The organism is Pseudoalteromonas sp. S4741 (assembly GCF_005886135.1).
In the GTDB taxonomy this organism is placed as follows: domain Bacteria; phylum Pseudomonadota; class Gammaproteobacteria; order Enterobacterales; family Alteromonadaceae; genus Pseudoalteromonas; species Pseudoalteromonas tetraodonis.
Genome location: NZ_PNCN01000120.1, coordinates 1 through 23,113 on the forward strand (window position 1 = coordinate 1; position 23,113 = coordinate 23,113).

The window sequence follows — 23,113 nt, forward strand, 5'->3', positions numbered from 1 at the left end:
GCGATTTAGCATTTACTATGATGTGGCTACCAATGTGGGCTGATTGATATATGTACTACAAAGATCAACAGCCCCTAAGCGATTCATCAGATATTGCCTTTATAATTATTAATTTTTATATTTGGATAAGTTTAGAGCGACAATTTAAGTTAAAAGCACTGCTGGTAAATAATAACATAAAACTTACAACTTTTTAATTAATTATTATTACTTAAATTATTAAATGTATACTGCAATTGCTTTATAAATTTAGCGACATGAAGCCCATCCAACAACGCATGATGAACATCAATAGCGAGCGGCATTTTACCTGTCTCAGTATTGTATTGGCCAAACACAAATTTAGGAATACCATTACTTTGACCGTGGGTAAATGCATGTGAAAAGCTGCTAAAGTTTAACCAAGGTAATACAGAAACATGAATTAAATCTGCTTGCCCTTCAGTTGCTGCAAACGCATCAGAAAACAGTGGGTTTAATTTTGTGGCATTGCTAATAGCTTTCGCCTCACGGGCAAATTCATTTAACGACTCGTGTAATTTAAAATAACTAAAGCGAAACGACTCGTCATCGGCAAGCTCGACTACACTTGCCCGCGTAGCACTTAAGTAACAAGGTTTTTGGTTAATAATGCGCAGCATCATCGGCTCATACTTATGACAAACTTTTAATAAGCAATAAATATAACCATGAAAAAAAGCAATATTAGCTTGTTTACAGGCGATATATAACTTTTTCGCATTCAGTTGTACGCACACATTAAAATAAGGCTGAGTGAACTGCTGAAATAACTCAAAGTGTTGCTTTCGAGGCCATTGCTCAAAATCAAGAGGGGTAATAGAAAAATCAGTAGAGGACATAAAATATAGATAAAGTGTAAAACTAAATTTTACCGTGCTTTATCTATATTCGCATTAACTAAAATGACGCTTTGGGTGTAGTTATACTAAAGTCTTACATAAGGTATAAAAAAGGAGCGTATTTCGCTCCTATTTTAAATCGAGTGGAAACTTAAAGTCCGTTTTCAATAATTTCTTGTGCCAGTTCATCGGCAATTAAATGGGTTGATTTTTGCTCTTTTTCACTACGGGTAAAAATTTCACTCAGTGTATCGTAAATTCTTTCTACGTGTTTATTAGAAGCCTCTTTACTGTAACCCTCTGGTGCAGTTTCGTAATAAACGTTAATAATACCACCTGCATTTATTACATAATCAGGCGCATATAAAATACCTTTTTCACGTAAAATTTCACCATGGCGTGATTCAGCAAGTTGATTGTTTGCACAGCCTGCTACTATCGTTGCTTTTAAGCGTGGGATTGTTGTGTCATTAATAGTGGCACCTAATGCACAGGGTGCATAAACATCCACATCTAGGTCGTATATTTCATCAATACCAACTGCAGTTGCGCCAAAATCATTTACTACACGTTCTACTGCAGCTTGATTAATATCGGTAACAAATAACTCAGCACCAGCTTCAAACAAATGTTTACATAATCCATAAGCTACTGCACCTAAACCTTGCACCGCAACTTTAATACCAGAAAAGTTTTGAATACCGCGTTGATGGTTAAGCGCTGCTTTCATGCCCAAAAACGTACCATAGGCTGTAAACGGCGAAGGGTTACCACTTTTTCCTTCAAGGCCTAGCACGTAATTTGTTTCTTTGTTCATTAACGCCACATCATCACAGGTAATGTTTACATCTTCTGCTGAGTAGTAGCTACCATTTAGTCGCTCTAACTGGCGACCAAATGCGCGAAATAACTGCTCAGATTTGATTTCCTTGGCATTACCAATAATAACCGATTTACCACCACCAAATGGCAAGCGTGCTACGGCATTTTTATAGGTCATCCCTTTTGATAAACGCAGCACATCATATACTGCATCTTCATCGTTAACATAATCCCACATTCTACAACCGCCTACCGCAGGGCCTAAGTTTGTGTTATGTACCGCAATAATGGCTTTCAAACCAGACGCTTTGTCTGAACAAAAAACCACTTGTTCATGGTTATCAAATTCAACTTGATTAAATACAACCACTTTAAATACTCCGAAAATAATGAGCCCTTTTGGGCAAGCACGCTACAAATTGCCGAGACTTTATCACTTCAGTTAATGGTTCGCCATACTATGAGTAAATAAACCAGATAAAGCGCGTCAAAGTGAAATATAAAACGACTTATCGTTAAAAGTAAGCATAAAAAATCCAAAAATAACCATCTGATTAAGTATTAAAGTTAAAAACACCACCGCAATTAAAGTTTACGCTTACGTGAACGTCACCCTAAAGTTATTTGTAAACTTAACCATACACCCTAAAAAAGTACACTACACTTTAAAATACAGTGACTTATACACTAATTGCCTATGCAGCATAAACTGGTCTGAGGTGTATAAGTCTTTGCAAATATAAAAGTAAATAAAAAAGCGAGCACACAGTGCTCGCTTATATGATTGCTTTTTAAGTAAAAATTTACTTCATTTTGCTGTCTAGCTCTTCAATTTTTGCCTTCCAAATAGCAGGGCCTTGGGTGTGTGCATTTGCTCCTTCACTGTCTACGGCAACTGTTACTGGCATATCTTCTACTTCAAATTCGTAGATAGCTTCCATACCTAAATCTTCAAAGGCAACAACACGTGCTTTTTTGATTGCTTTAGATACTAAGTAAGCCGCACCGCCTACCGCCATCAAATACACTGACTGGTGCTTTTTAATAGACTCAACCGTTGCAGGGCCTCGTTCAGCTTTACCAATCATACCCACGATGCCGGTTTTTTCTAACATCATATCGGTAAATTTATCCATACGTGTTGCCGTTGTAGGACCCGCTGGACCTACTGCTTCATCGCCTACTGCATCCACAGGGCCAACGTAGTAAATAAACTTGTTATCAAAATCAACACCTTCAGGTAAACCTTCCCCTGAGTTGATCATATCCTGAAGACGTTTATGAGCAGCATCTCGACCCGTTAAAATAGTACCTGAGAGTAAAACGGTTTCACCCATTTTCCATTGTTTAGTGTCTTCTTTAGTAAGAGTATCTAAATTAACACGGCGTGTACCTTCACCTACTTCGAAAGTCACTTCTGGCCAATCTTCTAATTTAGGTGCTTTTAAATTCGCAGGGCCTGAACCATCAAGGGTAAAGTGAACGTGGCGCGTAGCAGCACAATTTGGGATCATAACCACTGGCTTTGAAGCTGCGTGAGTAGGCGCTGTTTTAATTTTAATATCAACAACCGTGGTTAAACCGCCAAGGCCTTGCGCACCAATACCTAATTTATTCGCACGTTCAAAAATTTCTAAACGTAGTTTTTCTTCTGTTGTTTCTGCGCCGCGCTCAATTAGCTCATGGATATCAACCGGATCCATTAATGACTCTTTGGCCATTACCGCTGCTTTTTCTGCCGTGCCACCAATACCTATACCTAGCATGCCAGGTGGACACCAACCCGCCCCCATTGTTGGTAGCGTTTTTTCTACCCACTCAGCCACATCGTCAGATGGGTTTAACATCACCATTTTACTTTTGTTTTCTGAGCCGCCGCCCTTAGCAGCGACCATCACTTCGACTTTATCGCCTGCAACTAAGTCAATGTGAACCACTGATGGCGTATTATCTTTAGTGTTTTTACGTGTTCCCGCAGGATCTGCAACAATCGATGCACGTAAAGGGTTATCTGGATTTAAGTACGCACGACGCGTTCCTTCATCAACCATTTTTTGTACTGTTAAGTCGGTTTTATCCCAATTAACATCCATCCCTACTTTTACGAAACAAGTAATGATCCCGGTATCTTGACACAGTGGGCGCTTACCTTCTGCCGACATACGCGAGTTAATTAAAATTTGCGCAATCGCATCTTTAGCGGCTTTACTTTGTTCTTTGTTATACGCTTTCTCTAGTGCTTGAACAAAATCAAGAGGATGGTAAAACGAGATATATTGCAAGGCATCTTCAATGCTATCAATAAAGTCTTGCTGACGAATTGTACTCATAGTGGTTCCTTAAGTTGTTGTTACTCACGCAGTACGTAAGCGATATCAAACCCGTGACGGTGGTTCGAACTGTTTTCAACTACAGCGCTCACTAAACGCTGCCAAATAAATTTGACTTATGATACCCTCCCAGCCCGTTTGGAGCCAGTTCTTATAGGGGTAGTAAATGCTAAACAATAAAAAAAATTGTGTTGAATTAGCCATATCACAAAATTGTATTGAGGTATTTTCGCATTTTGCTCATTTGCCTTACGCCATTTTATTAGATTCGGGTGATAGTGATCACATAAACAGTCGTTTTGACATTATTGCGATTGCCCCCCAGAGCACCCTTGAAGTCGAAAATAATCAAAGCGTTTTTAATAACCAGCCAAACATAAAAAGCTGCTTTGAAATAATGAATAATGAACTGGCGAAGTTAGACAGCACTAAAGCCGCCAACAACTTACCTTTTAATGGTGGCTGGCTGGGTTATTTTGGCTATGACTTAGGCCGTACTATAGAGCAACTACCAAGCAGCGCTTTACACGACATAAATTTACCGCAAATGGCGGTTGGACTTTACCTTGATGCACTGATTTACGATAAACAACTGCGCACGTGGTTTTATGTTTCGCAGCCCAATGCAGACCGCCTTTGGCTATATCAGCAATATTTAGCGCAACCACCTAAACACGAGAGCTTTTCGCTTACATCACCGTGGCAGTCAAATATGAGTCAGACTAGCTATAGCGAAAAGTTTGCCGCGATTGAAGAATACCTAAAAAGTGGTGATTGCTATCAAATTAACTTAGCGCAGCGTTTTAGCGCACATTACCAAGGCTCGCCTTGGAGCGCCTATGTTAAATTAACTCAGGCTAATAAAGCGCCTTTTTCTAGTTTTATTAATCATCCTCAGGGCGCTATTTTATCAATCTCACCCGAGCGCTTTATTGCAGTACACGACAATAAAGTAGAAACAAAACCCATTAAAGGGACTTTACCTCGCAAAGAAGATGCCCTTGAGGATGCAAAACAAGCGACCTTACTGGCAAATTCAAGTAAAGACCGCGCTGAAAATGTAATGATAGTAGACCTGCTACGAAATGATTTAGGTAAAGTCGCAAAATCGGGCTCTGTTGTTGTACCTTCTTTATTTGCTATTGAAAGCTTTCCGGCAGTACACCATTTGGTAAGTACAGTTACATCCATCCTTGATGAAGGAAAAACAGCAGTCGATCAACTTGAAGCTGCATTCCCTGGAGGGTCTATTACCGGGGCACCAAAAGTGCGCGCAATGGAAATAATAGAAGAGCTGGAGCCGCACAGACGCAGCATTTATTGTGGTTCTATTGGCTATATTAGCGCCTGCGGTAATATGGATACCAGTATTACTATTAGAACTTTAGTTACACATCAACAACAAATACACTGCTGGGCTGGCGGTGGCATTGTTGCTGATTCAAAAGTCGAATTGGAATATCAAGAAACTTACGATAAAGTAAATAAAATACTCCCTATATTAAATGAAGGTCGCTTTGAATAGTGAAACCATTTCGGCTCGTTTTCAATTAAACCGTAGTTTAACTGTGGATCAGCTCAAAGATAATAAAAAAAAGCGCGCCAGTGCAGTGATGCTACCTTTGATTGATATAGATAATGAAGCACATGTTTTATTGTGTAAGCGGCCAACCTATTTACATCACCACCCTGGGGAGATTTGTTTACCAGGTGGTAAATTTGAAATTAATGATGTTAACCTGCGGACCACGGCACTGCGTGAATTACACGAGGAGCTAAACATTGCCCCGCATAATGTTCAAGTTTTAGGCCAGCTGCCGGAATACTCTACCCTTACTGGATTTACTATACGTCCTTTTGTGGGCTTAATTAAAAAAGAAACGGTATGGGAGAACGATCATAACGAAGTACAAGCCAGCTTTTTACTCTCTATAAAAGCGCTGAACAACGAAGCTAATTGGCAACCAATCCCCTTTGAACGTAATGGAAGAGCCCTAACTTTAAATGGCTTTATCACTCCTCACGGGCTTTTGTGGGGTGCCACAGCCAGCATTATTAAAAACTTTACAAAACAACTTGCCATACCAGTTTAAATCTTTGCTAATAAGGGTTACACACCTGCATTTCCACGTTATTATAGTCGACCGTTCAAAGAACAGCTGAATGCTGAGAAAACTAAGTAGAGACACACATTATGATCAGTGCATTTGATATGTTTAGCATTGGTATTGGCCCTTCATCGTCACATACCGTTGGCCCAATGCGTGCATCACGCTTATTTGTTAATGACCTAGATGAACAACAACTATTAGCAAATGTGACCGATGTAAAAGTAGAGCTTTACGGCTCGCTTGGCCAAACAGGTGTTGGCCACGGCTCTGGTAAAGCAGTGATACTTGGCTTAGCAGGGTATGATCCTGAAACCATTGATGCCGATTTAGTGGATGACATACTCGCTAAAATTGAAAAAGAACAGGTTATTTACCTAAACCAAACTCACAAAGCTAAATTCCCTAAGCAGGGCGCGATTGTTTTCCATCGCAGAAAGACACTCCCTAAACATTCCAACGCAATGGAAATTATTGCCTATAACAATGGCGAAAAAGTATATAGCAAAGTTTACTACTCTATTGGTGGCGGATTTATTGTTTCGGATGAAGAGTTTGAAAAAGAAAAACAAGCGGCCTTAGATATTCGTGAAGAAAACCCTGCCCCGTTCCCGTTTGGAACGGCTAAAGAATTACTCGAAATGTGTAAAGAGTCGGGTTACAGCGTATCAACGTTAATGATGAAAAACGAAAAAACGTTACGCAGTGAAGAAGCCATTAAAGATGAGCTATTTAATATTTGGCAAGTAATGAAAGCCTGTATTGAGCGAGGTATGCGCACCGAAGGTATTTTACCTGGCGGATTAAAAGTAAAACGCCGTGCGCCAAGCTTATATTTAAAGCTTAATGTAGAAGTGAGTAACGACCCGCTGCGCGCCATGGACTGGGTTGATTTATTCGCATTAGCTGTAAACGAAGAAAATGCAGCCGGAGGACGTGTAGTAACTGCCCCCACAAATGGCGCAGCCGGAATTTTACCTGCAGTATTAATGTATTATCATACTTTTATTAAAGAAGTAGACCGTGATATTGCTACCCGCTACTTATTAACTGCCGCTGCAATAGGCATTTTATATAAAAAGAATGCCTCTATTTCTGGTGCTGAAGTGGGTTGCCAAGGCGAAGTCGGTGTTGCTTGTTCAATGGCCGCAGGCGCACTTACTGAAATTGTTGGTGGTAACGTTGTACACGTAGAAAATGCCGCTGAAATTGGTATGGAACATAACTTAGGGTTAACCTGTGACCCTGTTGGCGGCTTAGTGCAAGTCCCCTGTATTGAACGTAATGCAATGGGCGCTATTAAAGCAATTAATGCGTCGCGCCTGGCTATTCGCGGTAGTGGTGAGCAAAAAGTATCGCTGGATAAAGTAATAAAAACCATGCTCGATACGGGTAACGATATGAAAACAAAATACAAAGAAACCGCTCGCGGTGGACTGGCCGTTAATATTATCGAGTGCTAATTAACCTGAACTCTGGTTAAGAGATTTACTAACATATTGAATCAAAATGATATTTATGTTTATTTTCTCTAGCTAGAGATTTTTAGTGAAAACAAGGCGAAATTACGCGTCAATAGCTCGCCTATTGCAAGTAAATTCAACGCAGTTAGCGCTGAAAATAGCTGCTTAAGATGGATTTATTATCCACAGTTCAGGTTAATTACATAGCACAAAAAAAGCCGCTTAGTTGCAAAACTAAGTGGCTTTTCATTGCTGTTTATGGCGGTTACTTAACCGGCAATTCAATATCAGCAAATAACTTATCAACATCTTCTTGATTACGCAGTAAACTCGCACGCTCTACTCGCTCTTTAGTTAAATGCGGTGCAAAACGTTCGATAAAGTCATACATGTAGGTGCGTAAAAAACTGCCCTTTCTAAAGCCAATTTTAGTCGTGCTCGCCTCAAATAAATGGCTAGCATCAATGCACACTAAGTCGCTGTCGTTTACCTGATCAATTGCCATAGATGCAACCACCCCCACACCTAGTCCTAAACGCACATACGTTTTAATAACATCAGCATCGGTGGCAGTAAATACAATATGTGGCTCAAGTCCGTAGGCGTTAAATGCTTTATCAAGCTCTGAGCGACCAGTAAAACCAAATACATAAGTGATCAATGGATACTGCGCTATATCTGCCACCGTTAAGTTATCGACTTTTTTCGCAAGTGGATGATCTTTAGCAACCACAATACTGCGATTCCAGTGATAACAAGGCAACATAACTAAATCTGAATATAAGTGCAGTGCTTCAGTAGCAATCGCAAAATCTGCATCACCGCGCGCAGCTGCATCCGATATTTGCTGCGGCGTACCTTGGTGCATATGTAGTGACACTGCTGGGTATTTTTGAGTAAAGCCTTTAATTACACTTGGTAACGCATAGCGTGCTTGGGTGTGCGTAGTCGCAATATTAAGTTTGCCTTGATCGGGCAGCGTATGTTCATTCGCAACCGCTTTAATACCCTCAACTTTTGAGAGTATTTCGCGTGATATGTTAATGATTTCTTCGCCAGCGCCTGTAACATGAGTTAAATGCTTACCACTGCGGCCAAAAATTTGTACACCGAGCTCATCTTCTAACATACGTACTTGCTTAGAAATACCAGGCTGGGAGGTAAATAAACTCTCAGCCGTAGCTGAAACATTTAATTTATGATTTTGAACTTCTACGATATATCTAAGTTGTTGTAATTTCATGGCTATGTAGTTTCGTTATAATTCACATTGACAGATAAAAACGCACCCTAACTATAGGTAGCTATATAAAAGGCTGATTAAGGTTACACAATGTAACAATTAATATATTGAAATTTCAGGTTAACACAATAAATACACTTGAGGTAGCAATGATTATCAGCAATCAAAACATAACATATTAAGATTTAAACGCTTTATGGTGACGCTTTTTTCAGTTAATCTGAGCAAAGTTTCCCACCTTTAATATATTTAATGTAAGATTAGATAATAAGGTTAAGAACTTGAGAATTATAACATGATCGTTTCCATTATAATTGTATTAATTGTTGCACTTATAGTCATTGCACTATTGGTTAGTGCTGTTCAGCAACACAAAGAAAAACAAGAAGCTGAACGACGCAAAGAGTTAACAAAACAAAAAGCAATCATTGAAGAAACCGAAGAAGCATTAATGAATAGCGCCAACATTCCACTTTCAGAGGCAACTCAGCGAATATTACAACGACGAATTCATGATGCGCTCAGTCAAATGGTGCCTATTTCAAGCGGAGGTAGTGGACTAAAAAACCGCTTAAAAGAAGCAAAAGAGCGACTACAAAACCCAATTCAAGACGGCTCGGATGATTTTGTTTTACCAGGTAATGACAAGCAACTGATATCACTAATACAGGGTATAAAAAAGCTCCGTACTATTATTCGTTCTGAGCATAATAAAGGCAAAGTAGACAGCCAAGCGTTTATTGCAGAAGACAAACGCCTTGAAAAGCTACAACTAAGAATCAACATTGAAAGCCAAATAAAACGAGGGTTATCAGCGCAAACAGCTGGAATGATAGGCTCTGCTAGGCAGTACTTTGAAAAAGCAGCTGCCACACTTAACAGTGTTTCATTTAATGACGATTACATTACGGCAAAACGAGCTGAAGTTGAAGGCTACCTTGAAACGATAAGTAATGAACTCAAGGCATCAAATGCTACATCATTGAAGAAAAAGAACGAACAAGAGCAAGATGATTTAGACGTATTATTTGCACCTAAAAAGAAATGGTAACTCCTTTCTAAATAAAAAGCCCATGCAGTTGCATGGGCTTTTTTTTGAATAGGATTTTGCCCCACTTTGTGTTTACATACTAGAACATATACATATTCTAACAAGCTGCCTGCATTAAGATAAAAATGCGAACTTAACAATAAACAAGGCCGTTAAAATCCAAACACTAATGCTTACCTGATCTTTTTTGCCACACAGCACTTTTACCGCCGTATAAGAAATAAAACCAAGTGCAATACCGTGTGCAATTGAGAAAGTCAGCGGTGTCATTAATAATACAACACTCACCGGAATTGCATCAGTCATGTCGTCCCAATTTACAAACTTTAAGTTTTGTAGCATCAATACAGATACATATAAAATAGCTCCCGCGGTTGCGTATGCAGGCACCATTTGAGCTAAAGGCGCAAAAAACATCATCAGTAAAAAGCAGCAACCCACAACCACAGCGGTCAAACCAGTTCGACCACCAACAGATACACCTGCAACAGACTCAATGTATGACGTGGTTGTTGAAGTACCGAGCATTGCACCTGCAATGGTAGCTGTGCTGTCGGCGCTTAATGCACGACCTAAACGCGGCATATTACCGTTTTTATCTGCTAAACCAGCTTTCTGAGTTACCGCAACTAACGTGCCTGAGGTATCAAACAAATCAACGAATAAAAACGCAAAAATAACACTCAACATCGACAGTTCAAACGCGGCACTAAAGTCCAGTTGCATAAAGGTCGGCATGATAGAAGGTGGCATTGCAATAACACCATGATACTCCACTAACCCCATAGACACAGCAATCGCGGTAACTAGTAAAATACTGATCAGTACGCCACTTTTAAAATCGCGATAAAGCAGTGCAGCAATAACAAAAAAGCTGAAAATAGCCAATAAAGGACCAGGCGAGGTAATATCACCCAACTGCACCAGTGTTGCAGGACTTGATACAATAATACCGGCACTTTTAAGTGCGATGAGAGCTAAAAATGCGCCAATACCCGTTGCTATTGCTTGCTTGAGCACCAGAGGGATTGCATTAATAATCCACTCTCGCACCTTAAATAAGCTTAGAATTAAAAATATACACCCTGACATAAATACCGCACCCAACGCAGCTTGCCAGCTATAACCCATACCTAATACAACACCATAGGTAAAAAATGCATTTAATCCCATACCCGGTGCCAATGCCAGTGGGTAATTGGCCCACAAACCCATAATAAAACACCCTATTGCAGCTGCAATACAGGTGGCAACAAAGGCAGCACCTTGGTCCATACCCGCTTCAGCAAGCATAGCTGGGTTAACGAATACGATATAAACCATCGTAATAAATGTAGTCATACCGGCAATACATTCACGGCGAACCGAAGAATCATTTGCACGGATTTTGAATAAGGCTTCGAGCATAATAAACTTGTGGTTGTAAAAAGTGGCGAGATTTTAGCATAAAAATAACTTTTTACAGGACATTTTACCTTGCTATATACTAAACTAGCTAAGTGATTAAAATAACAAACGAAGTAGCATGATCAAAACGACACCAAGTGGCCAAGACTTAGAGCAACAATTAGACAACATTCTTTCTTTTGTAACGCAACCAAGCGATGCAAATCTCCCTGCGAGCTCTAAAAACACCGATCAAGACACATTAAATAAAGCCCTTTATTACCTTAAAAATGAACAAAGCGCATTAGCCGCAAAATGGATGCGTTTGGCAGCAATGGCAGGAAATTATCGCGCGCAGTTTTATTTAGGGCTGTTTTTTATAAAAGGACAAGGTGTGCCGCAAAGTGTATTTCATGGTGCTGCGTGGCTTAGCTTAGCCGGTAGTCAAGGCTATGAACCTGCCATAGAAGCAATGAGCGATATACGAAAACATATTAGTACCAAACGACTTAAAGATGCTCAATGCTACGCAGCCAGCCTGTATGAACAAATTCACCAGTTACAATTCTCACATTTGATTCCTCCTAGTAGCGAAAAATAATTTCACTGCCCAGCAACTCATTTCATCTGTAAATTAATTAAGCATTTATAGCCAAAACAAGCACGCTTAATTAATTTAAACTACTGTATACCCCCTGTTCATCTGTATTTATTTGTTCCCAGCCTTAAAATTAATTCTGTGGGCATTAACTTTCAATAAAAATTAAACCATTGTTATATATAGATTATTTATATATTTATAGTAACTGTCGCGTTTTAAGATGAATAACTGTACAAAAAAATAGCAAAAAAACACTTGCACCAAACAACTGTATAAACTACTGTATGAATGTACTGTATAAAAACCCAGTGAGTGAGAAGATTATGTTACAGCCAATTACCGTAAGAACAGTTAAAAGCTATCAACAAGATGACCAATCAGATTGTGTTAACGTTGTACAAATTGAAGATGAAATTTCAGCAACGTTTGAGTTATTAAAAGTATTACACCAATACAACAGCCTAAACGCATGGACACTGTTAATAGCACCAGATAACGTACCGAGCAAAGCGCTACTTGATTCATGCTCAATTGATACCAGTAAATTACTGGTTATTCGTCAAAAACATTTAGTTAATTTAGAGTATGTTTTAAGTTCTGCACTTCACAATGGAAATTTTGCCGCGGTGATCACCTGGACTGACATAATAAATAACCAACAACTGTCGCAGTTATCATTAAACTTGAGCCATACGCGCACTAAGTTGTATTGCTTTAGCAAAAGAAGCGCTCATTCTGAGATTTCACTTACGCAATAAGCTTGATAAACTAGCGTTTTAATACACAGTACATTTATCATGACTTCTAACGCCCTATTATGTTTTTGTGGCAGTCAGCAACCTTATGCTGATTGCTGCGAGCCTTTTCATTTAAAAACCAAACAGCCACACACACCAGAGCAACTTATGCGTGCACGCTACAGTGCTTATGCTGTTAAAAACGCGGTTTTTGTTCGTGAAAGTTATGCAAAAGAAAAACAAGCTGAAAACTCAATTTCAGAAATTAAAGATTTTGCAAATAGTTGCCGTTTTATAAACTTAACCATATTAGACTCTGGTTATAATGATGAAACAGGGTTTGTTACATTTAAAGCTCACTACTTTTATCAAGATTTATATTGCGAGTTGGCAGAAAATTCAAGGTTTATTAAAGAAGATGGACAATGGCGATACCTTGATGGTGAGATTACACCGGTTGCCGATATTAAAGTAAAACGTAATGATACGTGCCCTTGCGGCAGTAATAAAAAGTATAAAAAGTGTCATAGTGTATAAATAACAGCTACAAAAAATGGGCCACAAGGCCCATTTTCAAAACTACACTAAACGCAAATTAGCGTTTTACTCGCCATCATCTTCATCGAAATCTTGACGCTGTGCAGGTCTTGCTAAAATCTCTAAGTAAAAAGAAGTTAAACCTTGCTTTTCAATTTCACTGATGTGATTGTTAATTTCAGCAACGTGAACCACTTGGGCTTCTTCAACCGTGTTACCAAACTTACAATCAAATGCCCAGTAGTCGGCATCAACAGGTAAAGTTTTATTACGTTCTCTTTTCAAATATTTTTTCACTTCATGCTTTGCAGCATCAACCATACGAGGGTATTTGATTTTCTCATGATTCAGCGTGAATGTTTTCTTCATTACGTTCCTAATTACCTTGGTTTAATGATAATGGCATTTAATGTCATACCATTTGCGCCATTATAGCAATTGCATTTAAATTTTGGATGCTTTTTTTATATTAAATCAGTTATTAAAATAAAGCATCTATAAAATCAATAGTTACTTTCTACTATAAACTCAGTTTATTACAATCAAATGGCATGTATAAAGCAGCAATTGAACACATATAATTAGGCACTAAACAAATGTAATGGCTGGTGGATAGCTTCATTTTGTAAATCATCATAAAATGCCACCGCATCCATTTGAGGGTTTGATAGCTCGGTGTTGGTATTTTGAATTCGTCGACGGACTGCTAGTTCACAGTTATCAATGACAGTCAGTGGAATGTGGTTTTTATCATCACGAATATTAAATGGCTCAGGCTTTAAGCACTGAGTTAACTTTATATCACTCATCCCTACAGCGCTTCCCATTTTTGCTAAAAGCTCTGTGTTATTTTTACCAATTAACATATTAAAGGTATCTGGCGCTAATGGCTGCTTTGGACCTGCGCCAAATTGTTTACGCAAAGCATCTTCATCAGCTTGATAATGCTTAGTGTCACTTTTGGGTAGGTGGAATTCACTAAAATCGAGTGCATCGTGAGAGAGCATTGCTAATAAAAGTGCAAACTCGCCTCGGCGGTTTTCGTGCACACTTTCGTTAAGCCTCGTTTTTAACTGGCTCTCCGTGATTAACAAATCACCAATCTGCATAGACTTTAGCCTATTTAACTAATTAATAAGTATTTATCGGCTAAATTTGAATTTTCTTTAGCTTTTTTCTTTACTTAAATAAGAAGTTTGCTATTATCTGCCGCGTTGCATTGGAGGGGTTCCCGAGCGGCCAAAGGGATCAGACTGTAAATCTGACGGCTCAGCCTTCGCTGGTTCGAATCCAGCTCCCTCCACCACTTCTCTTCTCTACATTATTTCTTTTTATTCAAATACCCACTGTAAACTCATACCATGATTGTTTAACCAGTTACTTGCTTGTTTATAATCTGAATAAAATAATCCCACACGTTGCCAAAATTGAGCGCTGTGATTTAAATATTTTAAATGTGCTAATTCATGAACAATCACGTAGTCAATGACCCATGTCGGTGCACTTGCCAAGTGTAAGTTGAAGGTTAGTTCACGCCTGCGATTACAACTACCCCAGCGACGTTTATACAATTGAATACGAATATTACTCGGTAGCTTTTCACCCATCAGCTGACAATAATCGTTAACTCGCATTTCAATATAACTTTCTAATTTCTCATGCAAAAACTGCTCTAGCAAACTTTGATACATTTGCGTTTGATGCTTTACACGTGAAGAAATACTCAGTAACAGCGTTTGGCTTTCATTGTGCTGCTGCCATTGAGTGCGTGCTGCGTTTTCAAATTGCACATTAACAGCTTCATTAAATAATTTAATACTCTGGGTTTTGAGTGGAAACTGTCGTGTATCGGCTTGAATTTGTTGCTTATGTAACTGAGCATCAATCCAGTCCTGTTTACTTAACAGCCATTCATTAATTTGTGTTTTCGTTACAAAATGGGGCGCATATACCGTAAGCTCACGTTGTGCGACTTTGATAGCCACTGTTTTTCTTCGCTTACTACGCTTTAAAGTGTAATCCAACAATGAATGCTGCCTATTTATAATTAACCACTGGGTTTTATTTTACCTTGTACCATAACGCCTAATCTATAAATAATCCCCACTAAATGCCATTTTAATAACAATGCATTTAGTGCTACTCAATAAATAGTATGGTTTAGAGCTTAAAACACTTACGTTACTTTTGTTATTTATAACTCAATACCTTGTGATTATTATTGTATTTTATATTAGACTGAATTTAAGAGTTATTATGTGAATGATTGATGTTAGCTAATTTTTTTATAAACGAACCAGATCCAAGCCTAATTATTAATGGTGTATACGACCCAAGTTTAGTGACATTATCTATACTCACCGCAATTTTTGCAGCTTATTTTTCTTTGCACGTTCTCGATTTAGCAAATAATACACATTTTAAATCTTATCGAAAGTTAGCCAATATAACCGCAGCCTTAGTCCTTGCCGGAGGGATCTGGAGCATGCACTTTATTGCAATGCTCGCATTTTCTTTGTGCACTACAATTGAATACGACCCCACACTCACTTTTGTATCGTTTATACCGGCTTTACTGGCATGTACCATTGCTTTTTCTTGTTTGAAAACATATAGCTCTCACCCTCGTATTATCAATTTAATTCTAAGCTCTCTTTTATTTGGCGCGGGTGTTGGTACCATGCATTACAGCGGTATGGCCGCGATGCAATTAAGTCCTTTACTTCGTTATGATCCAATATGGTTTGGCGCTTCAATTGTTGTTGCAGTGCTGCTGTCTTTTATAAGTCTTTATGCACGCTTTCATTTACCAGCACACTTTAAAAAATTAACGCCTGTGCATAATCGTATTATTTGTGCCCTTATTCTTGGCCTTGCCGTGGCTGGTATGCATTTTATGGGCATGGCCGCTACGCGATTTATTACAACAAGCCCGATAATTAACGAGCAAACAAATCAATCACATCTAACCTTTATTGCTATTAGTGTGTCGTTCGCCACACTTTTATTAACAGCGGTGGTTGTGATCATCAATGGCATGATCCGTTACAGAATGCTGTTGGGGAAAAAATCAGCTGAAGAGTCTCGCCTTGATGCTATTTTATCAACTGCCATTGACGGCATCGTTACTATCAATATTAAAGGCACTATTTTGAGCTTTAATAAAGCCGCAGAAACAATTTTTGGCTGGCAAGATAATGAGGTCATTGGCCAGAATGTAAAAATATTAATGGCTGATGATATTGCGAATCAACACGATGCTTTTTTAAAAAATACAACAAACCATGAGGTAAAACGTGTTATTGGTGTTAATCGCGATGTGTGGGCAAAACATAAAAATGGTCATCAATTTCCAATTCGCTTGGGGATTGGTGAAGTAAAGCAATTACAAACTGAAACATTGTTTGTGGGCTTTATTACCGATTTAACTGAACAAAGAGCGTTACAACAAAGCTTAATTGAAAAAGAGCGACAATACCGTACCTTGATGAACAATATGCCCGGTGTGGTATTTCGCTGCTTGTTAGATGAACACTGGAGTATGTTGTTTATCAGCCCTAGCGTCTATGAACTAACGGGTTATCGCGCTGAAGAATTTACTGAGCAGCGTATTACCTTTGCCGAGCTTATTGTTAAAGAAGATGAAGCGGCGATTTCTTTAGTCATTGATCAAGCAGTTGCATCGACCAGTCAATACTCAATTGAGTACCGCATTCGCCATCGCAACGGCAATATTATTTGGGTACTCGATCAAGCAAGTATTATCACTAACTCTAAAGATGATACACGCTGGATTGATGGCGTTTTAATTGATATAACCAAGCGCTATGAATATGAGCAAAGCTTAAAGCAAGCTAAATACGAGGCTGAAGCAGCCGCGCAAGCTAAACAGTCTTTTATGGCAAATATGAGCCATGAGATACGTACCCCCATGAATGCAATTATTGGCTTTAGTGATATTTTAATGGATAGTCCGCTTAATAAAGAGCAACAAAAACAAATTATTACCGTTAATAACGCTGCGCGTTCTTTATTGCATTTACTCAACGATATCCTTGACTCAGCAAAGCTAGAGAAAGGTAAACTCGAAATTCAAAAAGTACATTTTAACTTGCAAGAATTGCTCGATAATATTGTGTCGACATTTTGGCTTGATGCAAAACGCAAAGACTTACAGCTCATTTTAAAAATAGCTGACAATGTAAATCCATTTTATTTTGGTGATGATACGCGTTTACGCCAAGTGCTAACCAATTTAATCGGCAATGCGATAAAGTTTACTGAGCAAGGCCATGTTACTCTTTCGGTTACTCATAAACCCAATCAACCCATTTTATTTGAAGTACAAGACAGCGGTATAGGTATCGAAAAAGGTCGCCTTGAGGCTATTTTTAAACCCTTTGAGCAAGCAGATGCCACCACAACACGCCGATTTGGTGGCACAGGGCTTGGCACAACAATTAGTAAGCAGCTGGTTGAATTAATGGGTGGCAAAATATACGCACAAAGTACCCTTGGTCAAGGTAGCTGCTTTTCCTTTACTGTTGGGCTTGAGCCAGGCGAAAAAAGTCAGGTGCAAGCCATTAGTAAAAACGCATTTAGCTTACCCCCATTAAAAATCTTAGTAGTGGATGATATTGAACAAAATATCGAACTACTCACTATTATGCTTTCCCAAGCAGGCCATCAGGTAAGTAAAGCAAATAATGGTTTTGAGGCCATTGACATGTTTAATCAGCATCGCTTTGATATTATCTTAATGGATATTCATATGCCTAAATGTGATGGGATCAGTGCCACAGCATCAATTCGCTCTTTAGAGCAGCAAAAACAACTAAAGCACACGCCAATAATTGCCTTAACGGCCAGTGTGCTGCAGCAAGATAAGCTAACAGCCAAACAAGCGGGTATGAATGGTTTTACAACGAAACCCGTTGACATAAACCAACTCAACCAAGAAATAGCGCGGGTGCTTGGGCTTACTATCAGCCAGTTAGTAACTAACGATCCAATAGATTCAAAACTTCGTATAGATTTTAATAAAGGTGAAAAAATGTGGGGCAGCAAAGAGAAACATCTCAAAGAGGTTGTACTCTTTTTAGCTCAGCATCAAAATAGTATGCAAACCTTGGCGGCCACTAAGCTAAACGATAAACATCATGCTCATATTTTGCATAATTTAAAAGGTCTTGCCGGTAATTTAGCGCTCAATAATTTATCTTACTTAATTGCGCATGCTGAAAAACAACGTGATATAACACGTTATACTCAGTGCATATTAAAATGTCAGCAAGAGTGGCAGCAGCTAGCAGATGAATTATCACACTTACACATTGCTTTTAAAGAGAATGAATTACAAAAAGAATCCGTGTCAGATGCTGAATTTATTCACCAATTAACGCTTTTACTCAGCCAAGCTAAACGAGCAGAGTTGGATGATACGTTATTAAGTTATATTGAAAGAATAACACCCGAACAACACAAAGCTGCTATTTTGAATATTTATGAGCAGTTTAATGACTTTGAATTTGATAATGCACAAACACAGCTCAACGCATTATTAACAACACTCAATAACTAGCTCTTCTGAGGATGACGATGGATCAATCGATAAGTCAGGCGCGAATATTAATCGTCGATGATGAACCTGCAAATTTAAAAGTAATGCGCGAGGTCTTAGCGAGTAACTACCGTTTATCGTTTGCTAAATCGGGGGCTGTGGCATTGCAATTAATAGAAAACGATCCGCCAAAACTCATTTTACTTGATGTAATGATGCCAGATATGAATGGCTTTGAAGTGTGCAAAATTTTAAAAGCTAATCCTAAAACCGCACACATTCCGGTCATTTTTGTCACCGCACTCACGCTAGAACAAGATGAATCGGAAGGATTTTCGCTAGGTGCGGTTGACTATATAACCAAACCTATTAGCCCTGCGATTGTTAAGGCAAGGGTAAAAACTCATCTTTCTTTAGTACAAGCCGAACAACTAAAACAAGCACATGTAGATTTAGTTGAGCGATTAGGTCGCGCGGCAGAGTACAAAGATACCGATACGGGTGAGCATATTGCACGAATGAGCCAATACAGCAAAGTACTTGCTTTAGCACTGGGAATGAATGAACAACACGCAGAATTATTACGCCAAGCTGCGCCAATGCACGATGTCGGAAAAATAGGTATTCCTGATTCGATACTGTTAAAACCTGGCAAATTAACCCCCGACGAATTTGCACACATGAAAGAGCATGCCGCTATAGGGGCTAAAATATTGGCCAACTCACCCTCCCCCTTACTGCAACTTGCCCATGTATTGGCTATTGAACATCATGAAAAATGGGATGGCACAGGTTATCCTAATAGATTGAAAGGCGAGGAAATCTCTATTGAGGGGCGGATTGTAACGATTGCTGATGTATTTGATGCACTTACATCAAAACGTCCTTATAAAGAGCCGTGGAGCATTGAGCAAACACTAGAGCATATGCAACAACAAGCAGGAAAACACTTTGACCCTCAGCTGGTTGATCTTTTTATTAGCAAAATAGACGCTATTTTAGCGATAAAAAAGGCTCATCAAGAATGCGATTAAATCGTCTCTTTTTTGAACAAATATTACTGCACAAAGCTCAACAGGACCTAGCTTCTTTTGGCATTGTGAGAGCCTAACGCTACAGCTGGAAAATGCTGTTTTATAATGCGATAGTCATGGGAAGTGATCTCATGGCTATTCCCACTGTTATCTTTAAAATACATAGAAAAAGTCACGCCATGATCAGCCAGTATCGTTTTAATTTCAAGCTGCTCAAAATGTGCTAACCACGCTATAAATTGCTCACCGGTTGCAGCAAAAGCGATTCCTTTACTTCGCCCTGGCGCCTCAAATAAAGCTAAACGTGTAGATGCGTTTTCATCTTCAAGCGTTAAAGGGCCTTTGCCTTCTTCATTCCAAAATGCTAATTCCTCTACTACAGTAAAACCAAGCACCTTTTCATACCAATCAACGGCTTGGGTGAGGCTTTGAACATTTAAATGACAATGATCAATACCGTTCAATTTTGGCCTCACTGTCTTACCCTCCAATTTCAGATTTTAACTGCTCTAAAAAGTCATACATATAATCTGTTCTTCTAAGTGCTTCAGCTTTAGCTGAAGGTGTATTCATACTTTTTGCAATATGCAGCAACTTTATAAAAAAATGATCTAAGGTGTACTGTTTATCATCAGGTTCACGCTCTAAACAAAATGGATCATTAGGATTGTACAAAAGTCGGCTTATTGAGCCCCCCACTTTCATACAACGACTAATACCAATAGCCCCTAAGGCATCCATTCTGTCAGCATCTTGTACAATCTGTGCTTCAACGGTTTTAATAGCAATATTGGCGCTAAAACTATGCGCGGCTATGGCGTGGTGAATATCATCAAATAGTGCTTCATCATAGCCAATAGACGCTAAAAAACTAATCGCTTTATCGGCAGCCATCGTTGAAGCTTTTGCCCTATCGGGGTGGTTTTTTGCTACGGCCACACAATCATGTAACCACGCAGCAGGTAAAACAACATTCATATTGGCTTTTTCAGCAGTGCATAATTTAACTGCGACACGGACAACGCGTTCAATATGAGTGATATCATGGGCTACATCAGCATGGATAAGCGCTGTTATAAATTCTCTGCATTGCTGCTCAAGTTGCTTTAATGAAGGGCTAAGGGGTAAATTGTTCACCGAGCTTCCAAAAATCTATTTAAACGAGGTAATATCCCCTACTTTAACGCGATTTATAAAGCCCTTGCAAAACATTCATTGTATGTTGCGCGTGGCTTGACTAAAATACAGCGCTTATTTATTACTACAGAGAAGCCCTATGTCATCTGCCGTTTACCTGCAAGCTGGTCGCGATAAATCATTAAAAAGAAAACACCCTTGGTTATTTTCTAAAGCCATCAAAAAAATTAAAGGTAAACCTGGATTAGGTGACACGGTAACCATACACGACAGTGAAGGTAAGTTTTTAGCCACTGCGGCTTACAGCCCGCATTCACAAATTCGCGCGCGTGTTTGGAGCTTTGATGAAAAAGAAGTCATAGATCAACATTTTTTCGAGCGTCGCCTTCGTCGTGCTTTAGAAGCTCGCAGCCATGCGATTGAAGAAGGTGGACTGACCGGCTTTAGGCTTTGCGCCGCTGAATCAGATTATTTACCGGGTGTTACCATAGATAAATTTGATAACACCTTGGTTTGTCAGTTACTCAGTGCCGGTGCTGAGCGCCACAAAGGTGAAATTGTTGGTGCATTAATGGCTATTTTCCCTGGCTCTAATATTTATGAGCGCTCAGATGTAGATGTGCGCACTAAAGAAGGCTTGGAGCCAATTAAGGGAGTGCTTTGGGGTAATGAACCCACAGCGCCAGTTATCATTGAAGAAAATGGTTTAAAAATTGAAGTTGATATTCTTGAAGGCCATAAAACCGGCTTTTATTTAGATCAACGTGACAGCCGCGCTGCGCTGGAGCGTTTTTCAAAAGATAAAACCGTATTAAATTGCTTTAGTTATACGGGGACGTTTTCTCTTTATGCCCTGCGTGGTGGCTGTAAGCATGTAACCAATGTCGATGTTTCACAACCAGCTCTTGATACAGCAAAGCGCAATGTTGAACATAACAACCTTGATTTAAATAAAGTCGACTTTGTAAAACAAGATGTATTTAAGTTATTGCGCCAATACCGTGAAGACGGTGTGATGTTTGATACGATTGTGATGGATCCGCCTAAATTTGCTGATAATAAAGCGCAGTTAACTGGGGCGTGTCGGGGTTACAAAGATATTAATATGATTGCGATGCAAATATTAAAACCAGGCGGCACACTGCTTACTTTCTCATGCTCTGGTTTAATGGAACAAAATTTGTTTCAAAAAGTGGTTGCAGATGCAGCACTTGATGCAGGTAAAGATTTGCTGATCATGGAGCGCTTAAATCAAGCAGCTGACCACCCTATTGCGGGCAGCTACCCTGAAGGCTTTTATCTTAAAGGCCTTATTTGTAAGGTTTACTAAACACTAATTTTAGTTAAACTCAACAATTTCTAGCCCTGCGGTTATCGTGCCATCCTCTTCTGTGCTGGCACGTATCACCTTCGCAGTGGCTTTTAACGGTGCAATGCTTGGATGGGTTGATGCAATATCAACCGATAAAATTGAGTTAAGCTCTAATAAATCATCGAGCTGCAAGGAGAGCCCTGTTGCACTTAAGTCAAGGCAGGTGCCTGTGTAACTTAGTCCTGCGACGGGCTCAATCGAGGTTAACTTAGCGGGTGTGTTAACCTGCATACGTCTGTAGTTTCGCTTATCTTCAGTAAACATAATTCCCTCTACACAATATTATTAATTTTTTCTCGTAGTACGGCGATGGAAAAAGGTTTTACAACGTAAGCATCACACCCTGAGTCAAAGCCTGCTTGTTGCTCAAGCTCTGACTCAAGTCCTGATATCATCACCACCGGAATGTGTTTTGTCTCTGGCGTATGTTTAAGTATGCGACAGGTATCATAACCATCAAGCCCGGGCATACATACATCAAGCAAAATGATATCAGGCGGATTAGCAATGGCAGATGCTAAACAACTTTTACCAGAATCAGCATAGCTTAAATCAAATGTTGATGCTAACCCTGATTTGAGTATTTCAAAATTGAAATACTCATCATCAACAACTAACAATTGTCGCGCTTGGTGTTTTAGTAATGAGGACATAGCAATGTCATTTCCTTCTCAAGTTAGTCCCTTAGGGTCTGTTGACCGTTCAAGGTTGAATTTGCAGTAGCCTGTTTGGTATTTAGGCAAGGCAGAGCCTATGTGGTGTGGTTATTCCCCATAAACAGGCGATAACGCAGCATCAATGCCAAACAGGTGCTGCCCTTCGGGTTCTGCCTAGGAGCGATTCACTCTTTGTTGCCTACATGGATGTAGGTA

Annotated in this window: 22 protein-coding genes and 1 tRNA gene; 11 read left to right on the forward strand and 12 right to left on the reverse strand. The window is 39.3% G+C overall.

Going from position 1 to position 23,113, the window contains the following annotated elements:
- Positions 1 to 197 precede the first annotated feature (197 nt).
- The 3 genes from CWC30_RS15135 to CWC30_RS15145 form a co-directional block, all read right to left on the reverse strand.
- Positions 198 to 860, reverse strand: coding sequence for a CatA-like O-acetyltransferase (locus tag CWC30_RS15135; protein WP_008112770.1), 663 nt, complete (start codon positions 858 to 860; stop codon positions 198 to 200).
- Positions 861 to 1,011: 151 nt separating this feature from the next.
- Entirely contained in the window at positions 1,012 to 2,052 is a 1,041-nt protein-coding gene (locus CWC30_RS15140; RefSeq protein WP_138627511.1) for a Leu/Phe/Val dehydrogenase, read from the reverse strand.
- Positions 2,053 to 2,485: 433 nt separating this feature from the next.
- The gene (locus CWC30_RS15145; RefSeq protein WP_138627512.1) at positions 2,486 to 4,012 is read right to left on the reverse strand and encodes a fumarate hydratase; all 1,527 of its coding nucleotides are present in this window, start codon (positions 4,010 to 4,012) and stop codon (positions 2,486 to 2,488) included.
- A 166-nt stretch (positions 4,013 to 4,178) separates the two neighbouring features.
- Between CWC30_RS15145 and pabB the strand changes: the two genes are divergently transcribed.
- The 3 genes from pabB (at position 4,179) to CWC30_RS15160 (ending at position 7,583) form a co-directional block, all read left to right on the forward strand.
- Entirely contained in the window at positions 4,179 to 5,537 is a 1,359-nt protein-coding gene (gene pabB, locus CWC30_RS15150) for an aminodeoxychorismate synthase component I (protein ID WP_076922521.1), read from the forward strand.
- Positions 5,530 to 6,105: an NUDIX hydrolase gene (locus CWC30_RS15155; RefSeq protein WP_036982274.1), complete on the forward strand. Its 576-nt coding sequence runs from the start codon at positions 5,530 to 5,532 to the stop codon at positions 6,103 to 6,105. Before pabB ends, CWC30_RS15155 begins: the two co-directional genes overlap by 8 nt.
- A gap of 101 nt (positions 6,106 to 6,206) precedes the next feature.
- Complete coding sequence (locus tag CWC30_RS15160; protein ID WP_036982272.1) at positions 6,207 to 7,583, forward strand: L-serine ammonia-lyase; 1,377 nt, start codon at positions 6,207 to 6,209, stop codon at positions 7,581 to 7,583.
- Positions 7,584 to 7,848: 265 nt separating this feature from the next.
- Here the strand turns inward: CWC30_RS15160 and cysB are convergent, their stop codons facing one another.
- The gene (cysB, locus tag CWC30_RS15165) at positions 7,849 to 8,826 is read right to left on the reverse strand and encodes an HTH-type transcriptional regulator CysB (RefSeq protein ID WP_008466190.1); all 978 of its coding nucleotides are present in this window, start codon (positions 8,824 to 8,826) and stop codon (positions 7,849 to 7,851) included.
- A gap of 295 nt (positions 8,827 to 9,121) precedes the next feature.
- Here cysB and CWC30_RS15170 point away from each other — a divergent pair, with 295 nt between their 5' ends.
- Positions 9,122 to 9,877: a hypothetical protein gene (locus CWC30_RS15170; RefSeq protein WP_138627513.1), complete on the forward strand. Its 756-nt coding sequence runs from the start codon at positions 9,122 to 9,124 to the stop codon at positions 9,875 to 9,877.
- Between the two features lie 114 nt (positions 9,878 to 9,991).
- Here the strand turns inward: CWC30_RS15170 and CWC30_RS15175 are convergent, their stop codons facing one another.
- Positions 9,992 to 11,284, reverse strand: a complete 1,293-nt coding sequence (locus CWC30_RS15175; protein WP_008113045.1) for an NCS2 family permease — start codon at positions 11,282 to 11,284, stop codon at positions 9,992 to 9,994.
- A gap of 118 nt (positions 11,285 to 11,402) precedes the next feature.
- Here CWC30_RS15175 and CWC30_RS15180 point away from each other — a divergent pair, with 118 nt between their 5' ends.
- The 3 genes from CWC30_RS15180 (at position 11,403) to CWC30_RS15190 (ending at position 13,138) form a co-directional block, all read left to right on the forward strand.
- Positions 11,403 to 11,864 carry an SEL1-like repeat protein gene (locus CWC30_RS15180; protein ID WP_138627514.1) on the forward strand — a complete coding sequence of 154 codons (462 nt, stop codon included), beginning with the start codon at positions 11,403 to 11,405 and terminating at the stop codon, positions 11,862 to 11,864.
- 323 nt (positions 11,865 to 12,187) lie between these two features.
- A complete protein-coding gene (locus CWC30_RS15185) occupies positions 12,188 to 12,622 on the forward strand; it encodes a SulA-like leucine-rich domain-containing protein (protein WP_138627515.1) in 435 nt (144 codons plus the stop codon).
- 39 nt (positions 12,623 to 12,661) lie between these two features.
- Positions 12,662 to 13,138: a YchJ family protein gene (locus tag CWC30_RS15190; protein ID WP_138627516.1), complete on the forward strand. Its 477-nt coding sequence runs from the start codon at positions 12,662 to 12,664 to the stop codon at positions 13,136 to 13,138.
- A 66-nt stretch (positions 13,139 to 13,204) separates the two neighbouring features.
- On the opposite strand, the gene CWC30_RS15195 is transcribed toward CWC30_RS15190, so the two are convergent.
- Together CWC30_RS15195 and CWC30_RS15200 are read right to left on the reverse strand one after the other, a co-directional pair.
- Positions 13,205 to 13,507, reverse strand: a complete 303-nt coding sequence (locus tag CWC30_RS15195; RefSeq protein WP_036982253.1) for a DUF6172 family protein — start codon at positions 13,505 to 13,507, stop codon at positions 13,205 to 13,207.
- Positions 13,508 to 13,719: 212 nt separating this feature from the next.
- On the reverse strand, positions 13,720 to 14,247 hold the full coding sequence (locus CWC30_RS15200; protein ID WP_036982252.1) for a VC2046/SO_2500 family protein: 528 nt from the start codon (positions 14,245 to 14,247) through the stop codon (positions 13,720 to 13,722).
- A gap of 112 nt (positions 14,248 to 14,359) precedes the next feature.
- Here CWC30_RS15200 and CWC30_RS15205 point away from each other — a divergent pair.
- Positions 14,360 to 14,444: transfer RNA gene (locus tag CWC30_RS15205), tRNA-Tyr, on the forward strand.
- A 25-nt stretch (positions 14,445 to 14,469) separates the two neighbouring features.
- Here CWC30_RS15205 and CWC30_RS15210 read toward each other — a convergent pair.
- A complete protein-coding gene (locus CWC30_RS15210; RefSeq protein WP_013465231.1) occupies positions 14,470 to 15,162 on the reverse strand; it encodes a M48 family metallopeptidase in 693 nt (230 codons plus the stop codon).
- 245 nt (positions 15,163 to 15,407) lie between these two features.
- Between CWC30_RS15210 and CWC30_RS15215 the strand changes: the two genes are divergently transcribed.
- Positions 15,408 to 18,719 carry a PAS domain S-box protein gene (locus tag CWC30_RS15215; protein ID WP_138627517.1) on the forward strand — a complete coding sequence of 1,104 codons (3,312 nt, stop codon included), beginning with the start codon at positions 15,408 to 15,410 and terminating at the stop codon, positions 18,717 to 18,719.
- A 17-nt stretch (positions 18,720 to 18,736) separates the two neighbouring features.
- Complete coding sequence (locus tag CWC30_RS15220) at positions 18,737 to 19,732, forward strand: response regulator (RefSeq protein WP_138627518.1); 996 nt, start codon at positions 18,737 to 18,739, stop codon at positions 19,730 to 19,732.
- 47 nt (positions 19,733 to 19,779) lie between these two features.
- Here the strand turns inward: CWC30_RS15220 and CWC30_RS15225 are convergent, their stop codons facing one another.
- The gene (locus tag CWC30_RS15225; protein ID WP_248534158.1) at positions 19,780 to 20,208 is read right to left on the reverse strand and encodes a VOC family protein; all 429 of its coding nucleotides are present in this window, start codon (positions 20,206 to 20,208) and stop codon (positions 19,780 to 19,782) included.
- A 4-nt stretch (positions 20,209 to 20,212) separates the two neighbouring features.
- Positions 20,213 to 20,869, reverse strand: coding sequence for an HD domain-containing protein (locus CWC30_RS15230; RefSeq protein WP_138627519.1), 657 nt, complete (start codon positions 20,867 to 20,869; stop codon positions 20,213 to 20,215).
- 139 nt (positions 20,870 to 21,008) lie between these two features.
- Here CWC30_RS15230 and CWC30_RS15235 point away from each other — a divergent pair, with 139 nt between their 5' ends.
- The gene (locus tag CWC30_RS15235; RefSeq protein ID WP_013465236.1) at positions 21,009 to 22,199 is read left to right on the forward strand and encodes a class I SAM-dependent methyltransferase; all 1,191 of its coding nucleotides are present in this window, start codon (positions 21,009 to 21,011) and stop codon (positions 22,197 to 22,199) included.
- Between the two features lie 9 nt (positions 22,200 to 22,208).
- Here the strand turns inward: CWC30_RS15235 and CWC30_RS15240 are convergent, their stop codons facing one another.
- Together CWC30_RS15240 and CWC30_RS15245 are read right to left on the reverse strand one after the other, a co-directional pair.
- Positions 22,209 to 22,505 carry a PilZ domain-containing protein gene (locus tag CWC30_RS15240; RefSeq protein ID WP_069439649.1) on the reverse strand — a complete coding sequence of 99 codons (297 nt, stop codon included), beginning with the start codon at positions 22,503 to 22,505 and terminating at the stop codon, positions 22,209 to 22,211.
- An 8-nt stretch (positions 22,506 to 22,513) separates the two neighbouring features.
- Complete coding sequence (locus CWC30_RS15245; RefSeq protein ID WP_138627520.1) at positions 22,514 to 22,894, reverse strand: response regulator; 381 nt, start codon at positions 22,892 to 22,894, stop codon at positions 22,514 to 22,516.
- Positions 22,895 to 23,113 lie beyond the last annotated feature (219 nt).

Bases quoted from the DNA above. Each gene is read 5' to 3' on its own strand.
- CWC30_RS15135 (WP_008112770.1), bottom strand. From the start codon at position 860: ATGTCCTCTACTGATTTTTCTATTACCCCTCTTGATTTTGAGCAATGG.
- CWC30_RS15145 (WP_138627512.1), bottom strand. From the start codon at position 4,012: ATGAGTACAATTCGTCAGCAAGACTTTATTGATAGCATTGAAGATGCC.
- pabB (WP_076922521.1), top strand. From the start codon at position 4,179: ATGCTAAACAATAAAAAAAATTGTGTTGAATTAGCCATATCACAAAAT.
- CWC30_RS15160 (WP_036982272.1), top strand. From the start codon at position 6,207: ATGATCAGTGCATTTGATATGTTTAGCATTGGTATTGGCCCTTCATCG.
- cysB (WP_008466190.1), bottom strand. From the start codon at position 8,826: ATGAAATTACAACAACTTAGATATATCGTAGAAGTTCAAAATCATAAA.
- CWC30_RS15170 (WP_138627513.1), top strand. From the start codon at position 9,122: ATGATCGTTTCCATTATAATTGTATTAATTGTTGCACTTATAGTCATT.
- CWC30_RS15175 (WP_008113045.1), bottom strand. From the start codon at position 11,284: ATGCTCGAAGCCTTATTCAAAATCCGTGCAAATGATTCTTCGGTTCGC.
- CWC30_RS15180 (WP_138627514.1), top strand. From the start codon at position 11,403: ATGATCAAAACGACACCAAGTGGCCAAGACTTAGAGCAACAATTAGAC.
- CWC30_RS15185 (WP_138627515.1), top strand. From the start codon at position 12,188: ATGTTACAGCCAATTACCGTAAGAACAGTTAAAAGCTATCAACAAGAT.
- CWC30_RS15190 (WP_138627516.1), top strand. From the start codon at position 12,662: ATGACTTCTAACGCCCTATTATGTTTTTGTGGCAGTCAGCAACCTTAT.
- CWC30_RS15195 (WP_036982253.1), bottom strand. From the start codon at position 13,507: ATGAAGAAAACATTCACGCTGAATCATGAGAAAATCAAATACCCTCGT.
- CWC30_RS15200 (WP_036982252.1), bottom strand. From the start codon at position 14,247: ATGCAGATTGGTGATTTGTTAATCACGGAGAGCCAGTTAAAAACGAGG.
- CWC30_RS15215 (WP_138627517.1), top strand. From the start codon at position 15,408: ATGTTAGCTAATTTTTTTATAAACGAACCAGATCCAAGCCTAATTATT.
- CWC30_RS15220 (WP_138627518.1), top strand. From the start codon at position 18,737: ATGGATCAATCGATAAGTCAGGCGCGAATATTAATCGTCGATGATGAA.
- CWC30_RS15235 (WP_013465236.1), top strand. From the start codon at position 21,009: ATGTCATCTGCCGTTTACCTGCAAGCTGGTCGCGATAAATCATTAAAA.
- CWC30_RS15240 (WP_069439649.1), bottom strand. From the start codon at position 22,505: ATGTTTACTGAAGATAAGCGAAACTACAGACGTATGCAGGTTAACACA.
- CWC30_RS15245 (WP_138627520.1), bottom strand. From the start codon at position 22,894: ATGTCCTCATTACTAAAACACCAAGCGCGACAATTGTTAGTTGTTGAT.